This is a genomic window from Prevotella illustrans, from assembly GCF_017426725.1.
Lineage (GTDB): Bacteria > Bacteroidota > Bacteroidia > Bacteroidales > Bacteroidaceae > Prevotella > Prevotella illustrans.
In genome coordinates this window covers 1-10,989 of sequence record NZ_JAERMS010000058.1, presented here as the reverse complement: position 1 = coordinate 10,989, position 10,989 = coordinate 1, and the positions used below count along the sequence as shown (strand labels likewise).

At 45.7% G+C, this 10,989-nt stretch carries 4 protein-coding genes, 3 pseudogenes and 1 CRISPR repeat array; of the genes and pseudogenes, 5 read left to right on the top strand and 2 right to left on the bottom strand.

Annotated elements, in window-relative coordinates:
• Nucleotides 1-69: 69 nt before the first annotated feature.
• The 3 genes and pseudogenes from JHU38_RS11665 to JHU38_RS11655 form a co-directional block, all read left to right on the top strand.
• Nucleotides 70-315: pseudogene (locus JHU38_RS11665) on the top strand (helix-turn-helix domain-containing protein); the annotation flags it as partial.
• Nucleotides 316-493: 178 nt separating this feature from the next.
• A complete protein-coding gene (locus tag JHU38_RS11660) occupies nt 494-3,796 on the top strand; it encodes a SusC/RagA family TonB-linked outer membrane protein (RefSeq protein ID WP_199222642.1) in 3,303 nt (1,100 codons plus the stop codon).
• A 41-nt stretch (nt 3,797-3,837) separates the two neighbouring features.
• Entirely contained in the window at nt 3,838-5,625 is a 1,788-nt protein-coding gene (locus JHU38_RS11655; protein ID WP_107581349.1) for a RagB/SusD family nutrient uptake outer membrane protein, read from the top strand.
• A 14-nt stretch (nt 5,626-5,639) separates the two neighbouring features.
• Here JHU38_RS11655 and JHU38_RS11650 read toward each other — a convergent pair whose 3' ends face one another.
• The gene (locus JHU38_RS11650; protein ID WP_146156982.1) at nt 5,640-5,822 is read right to left on the bottom strand and encodes a hypothetical protein; all 183 of its coding nucleotides are present in this window, start codon (nt 5,820-5,822) and stop codon (nt 5,640-5,642) included.
• Nucleotides 5,823-6,077: 255 nt separating this feature from the next.
• Here JHU38_RS11650 and JHU38_RS11645 point away from each other — a divergent pair.
• Nucleotides 6,078-6,425 (top strand): annotated as a pseudogene (locus JHU38_RS11645) (glycoside hydrolase family 95-like protein); the annotation flags it as partial.
• A 47-nt stretch (nt 6,426-6,472) separates the two neighbouring features.
• Nucleotides 6,473-7,688 (top strand): annotated as a pseudogene (locus JHU38_RS12595) (glycoside hydrolase family 27 protein).
• Between the two features lie 1,136 nt (nt 7,689-8,824).
• Here the strand turns inward: JHU38_RS12595 and JHU38_RS11635 are convergent.
• The gene (locus tag JHU38_RS11635) at nt 8,825-9,112 is read right to left on the bottom strand and encodes a hypothetical protein (protein WP_107581347.1); all 288 of its coding nucleotides are present in this window, start codon (nt 9,110-9,112) and stop codon (nt 8,825-8,827) included.
• Between the two features lie 332 nt (nt 9,113-9,444).
• A CRISPR array of direct repeats spans nt 9,445-10,964; the repeat unit is 30 nt; unit sequence ATTTCAATTCCACTAAGGTACGATTAAAAC.
• Nucleotides 10,965-10,989 lie beyond the last annotated feature (25 nt).

Sequence of the window (10,989 nt, the reverse complement as noted above, 5' to 3'; positions counted from 1 at the left end):
GTTGTTTATCAATTAATTACAAAATATATGCTTTTTAGGTGACGAAGTCAGGAAATAGATACAAATAGCATGGCAAGTGCAAAATTTCAAATAGAGCGAAAATGCGAAATTTGCAGTAAATCTTTTATTGCAAAAACGCTTACTTCTAAATATTGCTCTAAGAACTGTTCTCAAGCTGCATACAAACAAAGAAAAAAGGAAGAGCTGTTAGATGCATTGAAAAGAGAAAAGGCTGCGAGAGTTCCGAAGAACCAGCCTTATCTCTCAATAGCTGATGCAACAGCATTGTTTGATATTGACCGCGACTCCCTTTTTTTCGGTACGTTTGACCATTCCTCTTGTCTATACAAACATCACATGCGAAGCATGTCGTTACATTCTAATATCTAACTAAAAATCACGTAATGATGAAAGTACACCATGAAATCAAGTTCTGTTTGGTGATGTTGCTTCTTTGTTTCTTTAGCCTGGGGGGTCTGCTCAGGGGCAAAGGGTGACAATCCATCTCAAGAATGCTTCGTTGAAGCAAGTGTTCAGTTCCATCGAAAAGCAGACTACCTATCGGTTCTCGTATCGTAACGTGGTAGTCGACGACCGTTCGGACATCGATGTCAATGTCACGGGCGCCTCGGTATCTACCGTTTTGGATGCCGCCCTTCGCGGTCGCAACCTAACCTACAACATCATCTCATCCAAATCGATTGTCATCTCGGATAAGGGAGAGACAGCCTTACAGTCGAACGAACGCCGTGAAAAGCAGACGGTGACGGAAACTGTCTTGAACTCGAACGGTGAGCCAATCATTGGCGCCACGGTAATGGAAAAAGGTTCTTCGAATGGGACAGTGAGCGATATGGACGGTAATTTTACCTTGCAGAACGTATCGCCGAGTGCTACACTGACGGTCTCGTTTTTAGGTTATAAAACTGTGGATGTACCGGTTGTCGGCAAATCTGCTATCCATGTTTCCATGAAGGAAGATGTGGCTACTCTGGATGAGGTCGTAGCCATTGGTTATGGTACTCAGAAGAAGGTGAACCTCACGGGTGCCGTTGCTTCTGTAGATGCACAGAAACTGGCTTCTCGTCCTTCTACCAATGTCTTGAGTACATTACAAGGTGCGGTTTCGGGTGTTACGGTCATTTCCAGACCTGGAGGAACCTCGCTGAATATCCGCGGCCGTGGTAACCTCGGTACTTCCGAACCGCTATATATTGTTGACGGTGTGGAAGTGACATCCAGTTTCTTCAATGCCATGGACCCGAACAACATCGAGACTGTATCGTTCCTGAAAGATGCTTCTTCGGCAGCCATCTATGGGGCCAAGGCTGCCTATGGTGTTGTTTTGGTGACAACCAAGTCGGGTAAGGCCGGACAGTTGAGAATATCTTATAATGGTCTGGTTGGCTCACAGAGTCCGACATATCTTCCAAAGACAGTAAATTCGGTGCAATATGCAGAGATGTATAAGCAGGCAGAGCTTAATTCGGGTGTGAGCCCTGAGAATCTGACTTTTACCGATGACATCATTCAAAAGTATAAAGACGGTTCTGACCCCGACCTTTATCCCAACACCGACTGGTTTGACCTTGTGCTGAAGAAGCATAGTTTGATGACAAAGCACAATCTGCAGTTGTCGGGTGGTAGCGAAAAGTTCAACTATATTCTTGGTTTAGGCTACATGCGCAACGAAACACTCACGCCTGGTGAGGCTACCGACCGTTACAATGTGTCGACCAAAACGTCACTCGACCTGAAGCCTTGGCTGAATATCACGTCGAATGTGATCTTTATCTATGATAAATATAACCGAAAGAACGGTAGCATAAGCACCATTGAATTGCTGCGCGTACCACCTACACAGGTCGCCATGCAGAGCAACGGCGAGTGGGGGTCAATCCGTAACGGAAAGACTGCTACGGCTGAGCAGATAAATGCAAACCAGTTGAGAACCTTGAAAGAAGGTGGTCGTGGTAATTCCGATACCCGTAGACTGCTCGGTACCATCGCAGCCGAACTTCGTCTGATGGAAGGACTGACCGTTACCAATCAGTTTGGTTACAACTATTCTGCCTACAGAGGCTTCAGTTTCTTGAACCGAAAGGATGGTGTGCCCAACTTCCTGAGCCCTACCGGTGCCATCGTGGGCGGCACAGCCTCGAATACCAACCAGATGGATCTGGATTGGAACTATTCTGAGAAAATAATCTATGACGGCTGGGCCAACTACAAACGTACTTTCAATTCGGTACACGAACTCACTACCATGGCCGGTGTCCATGCCGATACCTACACCTATAAGAGACTGACTGTTGGCCGAAAGGATTTTGCCAGCAACGACATGAATGACTTTACCGGTGGCTCTACCAATCCTAATAATCAGTTGGTAACCAACCGCCAGGACGGTGACTTCTATCAGGAAGAAACCATGAATTCATATTTCGGTCGTTTGGGATATACCTATGCTCAGAAGTATTTGCTGGAGGCAAACTTCCGTGCTGACGCTTCTTCACGTTTCGCCAAAAACGGTCGTTGGGGCTATTTCCCGTCATTCTCGGCAGGTTGGCGTATAGAGCAGGAAGAGTTTATGAAGCGCTTTACTTGGATTGATGCACTGAAGCTAAGAGCATCGTGGGGAAAAAACGGTAACATCAAGAATATTGGGCTCTACGATACCTATTCAACTTATTCGGCAAGTAACAATATTATTTTGGGTGGAGAAGTGGTGCCCATTCTTACAGAAGGACGAATAGGCAATACAGATCTGACCTGGGAAACAACTACAACCCTTGACTTCGGTTTGGACCTGAATGTCAAGAATGGGCTGCTGGGCTTAACTGTCGATTATTACAACCGTCTGACTGACGGCATCTTGATTCAGGCCAACGATGTCATGACCGAAACTGGTCTGTCGTCTTCGCAAATTCCGGCGCGTAATGTGGGTAAGGTTCGCAACTCTGGTGTGGAGCTGACATTGACACATGCCAACCGTATTGGAGACTTGGTTTACAACGTGGGTGTCAACATGACCTATAACAAGAACCGTATCGTCGACCTTGGTGACCGCGTAGACCAGCTTCCCCCATCGAGTTACTGGGTATTCAAGAAAGGAGGGTCGGTCGGCGACTTCTATATGCTGGAGGCCAATGGACTCTACTCTGAAGAAGATATCAACAGTGGCAATTATGTTCCTTATGGCGAATTCAAGCCCGGACCCGGTATGGTGAAATATATTGACCAGCCAACTGAAAATGGTGTGGGTGACGGAGTCATTAACGATAAAGACCGTATCGTTGTCGGTAACGATGTACCCAAGTTTACTTATGGAACAACGCTCGACCTGAGTTATAAGAACTTTACCTTGTCGGTACTTGGCCAGGGTGTGACCGGCGTGAAGGTCTATATCGACTGTGAAGGTTCGCAGGCCTTCTTCGACAATTCTGTTCCCAGAGAATGGCAGCTTGACAACTGGACTCCGGAGAATCCGAATGCCATCTATCCAAAACTCTTTGTGCCTGCCAGTACGAATTACAAGTATAACAACTATCAATCTTCTTTCTGGTTGTTCAATGCCGCTTACTATCGCATCAAGAACATCACCTTGGGCTATAACCTTCCGAAGAGCATTCTGTCGAAGTTGGCGGTTTCGTCTGCTCGCGTTTATGTGTCGGGTGACAATCTGTTCACTTTCCGTGCCGACAATCGCATGAAGGACTTTGATCCCGAAATTGCAAGTACACGCGGTTACCAGATAGGATTGAAGGCGTTGACTTTCGGAGTTTCGTTGGAATTCTAAATCCTTTTCAATATTTACTATTCAACAAATAAGACAATTAAATGAAAAAAACGATCTATATAGGCTTGTTGCTGACTTCGCTCAGTCTGACAGGCTGTTCGGACAGTTTCTTTGAAAAGGTACCAGAAGGTTCCTTGGACAAATCAAAGATTGACGACCGGCTGCTTGAAAGCTACCGTACGTCTATTTACCAATATGTGGGAACAAGTATGCCCGGTTATTCTGGTATCTTCTTGGATGGTTATGCCGATAACGGTTATTCGCGCAACTCTTGGGACAGCAATGGCGCAGCCGTCCAGTCGAACACGCTGGATGCCAACCTTGATTTTGGATATAGTTATGACTACAACGGAATCCGCACCTGCAACCGCCTAATAGCTGAAGTAGACAATTTTGAAAATGTATCTGCAGATCTTCGGGCCAAGTACAAGAACGAGGCACGTGTCATGAGAGCATGGATTTACATGGATCTGACGCTCGTATTCGGTGATGTGGCGTTGGTGACAACTCCCGAGAACGATTTTCCTGATGGCTTGTCTCGAACCGCAGCCAAAGACGTCAGAATGTGGATTCTGGACGAGTTGGACGAAGCCATCGCAGGCTTGCCGGAATCCAACGACAAAGGACGCTTCAATAAGATCACGGCTTCGGCCCTGAAAGCACGTGCTGCCTATTATTTCGGCGATTATTCTGCTGCTGAAAAAGCTGCAAGATATGTCATTGACAATGGCGGATACAAACTTCATAAGGCAACGGCTCTGACTGACGATATGAAGAAAGATGGCGAGTTCTTCAAGAAATTGGTTGACTTCTCTGCAAATGGTATCGATGAAAATACCTTCCTTCAGGGTATTTTCAATTATCAGGACATCTGGAAGGCCGATAATAGTCCAGAAACCATCATTGCCAAAGAATATGAGGCTAGCGAAGACTACGGTTCATATGAACGCGTGACCTGTCTGATGAGTCCCAATATGGTGAAGAAACAGGCTTGGGCTACCATTGTACCAATTCAGCAATTGGTTGATGCTTATTGGACGGTTGATGGCAAAACACGACCTTCGTTGCCGTCTGTGGAACAGCGGATAGAGGCTTACAAGGCCCTGTCTGAGAGCATCGATCAGAAAATGTCGACATCGAAGAAAACTTTTGCCGAGGTTGTAGGCTCAGAAATCAACAATGTTGTGAGCGATTCTTATATGTCCCAGTACCGCAACCGCAATACTCGACTCTATGCTTCGATTACTTTCCCGTTCTCTGCCATCAACAGGTTCCTTGACGGAAGCTATCAGCAGTACATTCCTGATATTGCGAACTATGGACGAAGTGGCTTTGTCTTCCGTAAAATGGCTGGCGCTGATGATGTCATTTCGGGTTGGGGAGATGGCTATTTCATCACAGGTGTTGATTTCCCGGTGATCCGCCTGGCCGAGATGCTGTTGATTTATGCAGAATCACACACGCAGACAACAGGCTATGATGCTTCGGTTACGACCGAATTGAATAAGCTGCGCGAGCGTGCCGGTATGCCTGATGTGCCGTCAGGCCTTGGAAAAAATGCTGCTCTCGACTTCATACGCGCCGAGCGAAGAATAGAACTGGCTGGCGAGGGGCTTCGTTTCTTCGATGTTCGTCTGTATGAAGATGATACCCGTAATGGAGGTTACAAGGGCAACCAGGCAGCCAGTGCTGTCATGAATGGACGCATCATGGATGTCGTTGGCAACCCTGGTGCTGCATTGACGTGGAGTTCACGTCTAATGTATATGCCTATTCCAACAACTTCTTTGGATAAGAATAAAGACTTGACCCAGAACGAGGGTTATTAATAAACACTCTCTTGTTACTCCACATTCCGGTTTCTGCTGAAGACGGAATGTTGGAGTAAACTTTTCCTGTTTTTGTTGTTGGCATTTACCTTCTTTCGAGGCGACTTCGGAATAGGGTTCTGCACGCGATGAACAAGTGTATAGTCTGTGACCGATAGATTATAGCAAGTGACTGTTGTCAGTAATCCTCTTTTCATCCTGTTCTGCTTTTGTGTCGGTATATGAAAATCAGAAAACCATTCGATAGGTCGCGCAGAAGTGGTACAGACACGGCTGCAAGTTCCATTTTTGAACGAATAAGATTATACAATGGAAACTCATCCTAAACGTTTGTTGTGTTGTTCCGGCCATGCTGTCGGTGAAAGTCACCTTAAAGCAATTTGTTATGAACAAAAAACGTAAGATAGTTAGTTTGTTGGTGTGTGCATGCAGCTTAGTGGCGGGTGGGCAGCAACCTCTGGGATATGCACCCGCCCTTCCAGATCGACGGCAATTTCGGTGGCACGGCAGGTATTACCGAGATGCTGTTGCAGAGTCATACGGGCGATATTCACCTGTTGCCGGCCCTTCCCGATGCATGGGCCAGCGGCCGTATGACGGGCATTCGTACCCGCGCCAATTTTGTAGTCGACCTGTCATGGAATAGCGCCCGTCTTACTGAAGCCCTTGTGCAAAGCCACTCGGGCGAATCTTGCAGGCTACGTTACGTTGACGCTACACTTCATTTCGAAACCGTAAAGGGAGCCGTTTACAAGGTTCGCATGCTTGCTGGAAAACAGACGGCCGAGCGTCTGAAATAGCTACGACCGGCCTCTTGGACAGATTATTCATCAATCTCACTAATGATATGAAGCATTATCGCAATTATTTTCTTTCTTTTCTGTTGGTCCTACTGCCTCTGACCGGTTTGCAGGCCTCCGGTCGCGACCGTCTGGCACCCACGCCGCCCATGGGGTGGATGACCTGGAATATGTATGCCGGAAACATCAACGAGCAACTTATCAAGCAGGTGGCCGACGTGATGGCTGCCGAGGGGTACCTCGAAGCCGGCTATCAGTATATATTCATCGATGACCTGTGGCAAGGTGGTCGCGACAAGTTCAACAACATCGTACCCGACCCCGAGAAGTTTCCATCAGGCATCAAGGCCCTCGCCGACTATGTGCATGCCAAGGGATTGAAGTTGGGCATCTACTCGGATGCCGCGCCACTGACCTGCGCCGGCGTGACGGGCAGCCTGAACTTCGAGGATCAGGATGCCCGCACCTTTGCCTCGTGGGGTATTGATTATCTGAAGTACGACTATTGCAATGCTCCCTCAGACAGTGCAGTGGCCCATCGCCGTTACGCCCGCATGGCACAAGCATTGTCCAAAAGTGGTCGCGACATTGCCTTCGGCGTGTGCGAGTGGGGGACAGCTCAATCCGGAGAAATGGGCCCATCAAGCCGGTGGACAGCTTTGGCGCACCACCTATGATGTGCGCGACATGTGGCGCCAGCAGAAACCGAACGGAGCGATGGGCATCTACGACATCATCAAGCTGACTGCGCCGTTGAGCCAGTATGCCGGGCCGGGACATTGGAACGACATGGACATGCTGGTTGTGGGACTGGAAGGAAAGGGCGGCCCATCAAGCGATTTGGGCGGAAAGGGGTGCAGCTACATCGAATATCAGTCGCAGATGAGCATGTGGGCCATGCTGGCTTCGCCATTGGCCATGAGTCACGACATCTTGAATACAAGTGCAGAGGCTCGTAGAATCTTGCTCAATCGCGAAATCATCGCTATCGACCAAGACCCCATGGGCGTGGCTGTCAGGCAGGTTCTCACGCAGAGTGGATGCGACATCTATATGCGTCCGCTTGTCAACAACCGCACTGCCGTTGCCATTCTGAATGCCTCTGACAAAGAAACACGCGTAAAACTTGCTTTTAATGCCCTCGGGCTGAAAGCCCGTTATGCTGTTCGTGATGTGTGGGCTCACCGCATAGTGTCTGCCAAGGCGCAAGGCTGGTCGGGAAAGTTGAGGCCCCACGAGACCATAGTCTTGGTGCTTCAATAACCTGTAACTAAACAAGCCGCCTGTTTGAAGATAGACGGCGAACCGTTTAAAGAGGGTGTGTCAAGATGGTCATACCTTCTTTTTTTGCTCAAAGCCCCATTGTGCCGATGCGCCACAATAGCTCTGGCACCGCCTTTCATGGCTTACGGTCATACGAATTTTGCCAGACCGATACCTGCTTCGGACCGAACTATGCTCTGTTTCGGTCCGAAACATCCTGCGACAAAATCCATAAAACTGCAGATAAGCTATCTTGCGGGGCCATGAAAGCATTGGTCAGTAGAAAATTAATGGGGACAGGTTTACAGGTATCGATGATATCTACCGCACTCTGAATTATCTTTACATATACCATCAAAAAAGTGGCATTATTTTGAAAAAGAAAAGAGAAGGACGAAAATAAGCGATTGTAGAGCAAGTTTATAAAACGCTGGTTATCAACACATTGTACTTTTTAGGGTATTTTCTCTTCGTTTTTTTCCCTTAATCGCTATGCTTTTAGGCCGTAATCGTGGCCCTTTCATCGGTTAAAAGCTATGCTTTAACCGTGTAATCGCTATGCTTTGAGCCGATAAAAGCATAGCTTTGGGCATGAAAGGGTATCAAAATTGGCAAAGCGAAGGCCTTTTTCGGCATTTCGGCAGCTAAATGACGTGTTGCGGAAGTGTTAAAATAATGCGATTTTTTATAACAAAATCACATCACTACCGACTTCGTCTTGTGCCTTTTCATGGACATGGTCTTTATAAGGTATGCCTTGTTCGCGTGGCGTCAGCCGTGGTATGATTTGTTCGATTTGTTCCGATTTGTAGGATTTATTCGCCTGTCGGCTCATCAACACGTCTGTCCGCAGGCATACTCCTTCAGTCGGCTTCGCCGAGAAATCTCACAAATCTTTCCAAATCTTCCAAATCTTATCATTATTTATTATTTGTTCGATTTGTTCCGATTTGTAAGATTTCTGTGCCATGAGGCACACTCCTTTTCAGTCGGCTTCGCCGAGACGAGTTGATGAGCCGACAGGCGAATAAATCCTACAAATCTGAACAAATCTTTCCAAACCCTACAATTTTTATCATTATATATAGGGTTGCGGGTTATTGACGGCGTGGCGTCAGTCGTAGGGGCGTGATTCATCACGTTCCGCCTGTCGTGGCGTTAGCCGCTGCGTCTGGTTCATTGTCGTGGCGTGGGGTGTGATTGTTTGTTTCCGTGGTGATTCGGAACGTGATGAATCGTAGCCCTTTCGCCGACTGAAAATTATGCTTTGAGCCGATAAAAGCATAGCTTTGGGCATAAAAGGGTGTCGAAATCGACAAAGCGAAGGACTTTTTCGGCATTTCGGCAGCTAAATGACATGTTGCGGAAGTGTTAAAATCTGGTAGTTTTTTCTGACAAAAATAACGGAAGCGCTGAATCATCATCGGTGCGTCTCTCCCGCTCCCATAAACGATTGACAGATTTATATGACTTCATCGCTTGCAGGCTTGTCCCCACAAATTATCGAGTGAGCCAAAATAAGAATCAGAAAACGGTCTTTCAAAATTCTTAATCCAGCAAAGGAATAGGGCAAAATAGATTATTATTACGGTTCGGGATAAGTTTTTTCTCTAAAGACAGATTTGCGTCTACCGGAAAGCGGCGTGGCGTGAGTCGAAGGGGCGTGATTCATCATGTTCCGCCTTGGCAATCAAGCATTGCACACTGCTGATTTTAGAAAAACTTATTCCGAACTGACATATTACTTGCAGGATGTATTTCAATTCCACTAAGGTACGATTAAAACTTTTCTACTTTTATTGTGCGTTTTTCTGCATCAAATTTCAATTCCACTAAGGTACGATTAAAACATTCGGTATATTTGTATAGTGATAGTCGCAATGATATTTCAATTCCACTAAGGTACGATTAAAACAATACCCGTTTGTTTGGTCAGGTAAATAGGTTACGTATTTCAATTCCACTAAGGTACGATTAAAACTATGAGTTTGCCAACAACCCGCTGTACACAACTGCATTTCAATTCCACTAAGGTACGATTAAAACTTGACACAATTCGCACAATTAAGATTATTCGTCGATTTCAATTCCACTAAGGTACGATTAAAACCAAGTACCGGACACTCTTTGAACAGAGTGAGAAACATTTCAATTCCACTAAGGTACGATTAAAACACACCGGTACCGACGCCGCCATGGCCACGATCATATTTCAATTCCACTAAGGTACGATTAAAACCCATTCCAATATCAATACTAATCGGAATTGTATGTATTTCAATTCCACTAAGGTACGATTAAAACGAAATGTATTTCTTGGTTTTCCCGTTGAAATACAAAATTTCAATTCCACTAAGGTACGATTAAAACTCCTGCATCGCTTACGCATGCAACGAGCGAGCAGAATTTCAATTCCACTAAGGTACGATTAAAACGACATATCGAAGAAGGGGTGAAAGGAATTATCTAATTTCAATTCCACTAAGGTACGATTAAAACTATTTCCCAAAATCAGATTGTTTGGTAATAAAATATTTCAATTCCACTAAGGTACGATTAAAACAATGACTTGCGCCGTTATATCGGGGCAGAGAACTTATTTCAATTCCACTAAGGTACGATTAAAACCTCCATCAGCGGCGCGTTCGCAAACGGCGGTATCGTATTTCAATTCCACTAAGGTACGATTAAAACATTCTGTTACATTCCGTCTGAGAATTTTTCTCATCGTATTTCAATTCCACTAAGGTACGATTAAAACAACTTGTCGTCCAATTTTATCATTTCAGATATATCATATTTCAATTCCACTAAGGTACGATTAAAACACGGGTGTCATGAAGTAGAGATATATAAGTCCGAATTTCAATTCCACTAAGGTACGATTAAAACCGTTCTGTCTCGACACGGAAAGAAGCACGATAAAATTTCAATTCCACTAAGGTACGATTAAAACTTTCCACGCTGTGTTAGTGCAAGGATTAGAGACTATTTCAATTCCACTAAGGTACGATTAAAACTTTATTTCCTGTTCAGTCTCCCTACTCAGAAACGATTTCAATTCCACTAAGGTACGATTAAAACAATTATCGAAGCTGCAGATGCTCATCATCACCCGATTTCAATTCCACTAAGGTACGATTAAAACGCCCAAAGTCCTCGATATCAAGATCCCCGACGTCATTTCAATTCCACTAAGGTACGATTAAAACGCAGATCAACGCGCTTAATGACCTGAAGAAAAAGATTTCAATTCCACTAAGGTACGATTAAAACAAACTGTTTACAATGCCGCCTAATC